The sequence below is a fragment of the Mycobacterium sp. KBS0706 genome (assembly GCF_005938675.2).
Lineage (GTDB): Bacteria > Pseudomonadota > Alphaproteobacteria > DSM-16000 > Inquilinaceae > Inquilinus.
The window spans coordinates 1-1,155 of sequence record NZ_VCCH02000284.1 but is presented as its reverse complement, the minus strand read 5'-3'; the positions used below and the strand labels follow the sequence as shown (position 1 = coordinate 1,155).

General features: G+C 68.3%; 1 protein-coding gene. It reads left to right on the top strand.

Going from position 1 to position 1,155, the window contains the following annotated elements; all coding sequences use genetic code 11:
* Positions 1-1,155, top strand: a 1,155-nt coding sequence (locus FFK22_RS41845) for a TolC family outer membrane protein (protein ID WP_143957007.1), incomplete at both ends; no start/stop codon positions are given.

The window sequence follows — 1,155 nt, the reverse complement described above, 5'->3', positions numbered from 1 at the left end:
GCCGCCGACATCGCCAATCTGAAGGCGGTCAATGAAGGCGTGGCCCAGGCCCTGTCCGGCTACCGGCCGCAGGTCACCGCCAGTGGCAGCATCGAGAGCCAGTTCACCAACACCACCAGCGATGCCGTCCCGCAAAGTGGCCTCATAGCCCAGCTGCAGCCTAGCGGTAAGAAGGGCGATCCGCTGAGCGGCGGCGGTCGCGAGGGCTATTGGCACGAGGTGAACCCTGCCACGCTCGGCATCACCGTCACCCAGAACATCTACAATGGCGGCCAGACCCAGGCCTCGGTCAATCAGGCCGAGAACACGATCATGGCGACCCGTGCCGTCGTCCAGACCACCGAGCAGACGGTGCTGCTGGACGCTGCGACGGCCTATGCCGACGTGGTTCAGAATCAGTCGGCGCTCGATGTGCAGCGCAACAACGAGACGGTGCTGCGCCGGCAGCTGCAGGCGACCCAGGACCGGTTCAATGTCGGCGAGGTGACCCGCACCGACGTCAGCCAGGCCGAAGCCAGCCTGGCCAGCGCCGTTGCCGGCCGGGTGGAAGCGGAGGGCACGCTGCGTGCCAGCCGCGCGACCTTCGAGCGCTTCATCGGCCAGCCGCCGGGGACGCTGGAGACGCCGGCGGTGCCGGCCGGGCTGCCATCCTCGATGCAGGACGCGATCCAGAGGGCCCAGGCGAATTATCCGGGCATCGTCGCGGCGGTGTTCACCGAGCGCGCCGCGGCCGACAATATCGACCTGCAGTTCGGCGCGCTGCTGCCGTCGATCGACGTGCAGGCGCGAATCCAGCGGCAGTATTCGACAATTTCCCATCCCCAGACCAGCAGCGGGGCGCAGTCGCGCGTCGATTCTGCTGCGATCGTGGCCCAGGTGACCATCCCGCTGTACTCGCAGGGCAACCAGGAATCGCTGGTGCGCCAGGCCCGCTACACCCACGGCCAGCGCCGCATCCAGATCGAATCGCAGCGCCGCACCGCGATCCAGGGCGCCGTCCAGTCCTGGCAGGCGCTGGTGACGGCGCGCGCCTCGATCAAGTCGTTCCAGGCCGCGGTCAAGGCGGAGCAACTGGCGGTGGAGGGCCTGCAGCAGGAAGCGCAGGTCGGATCGCGCACCGTGCTCGACGTGCTGACCGAGCAGCAGAACCTGCTC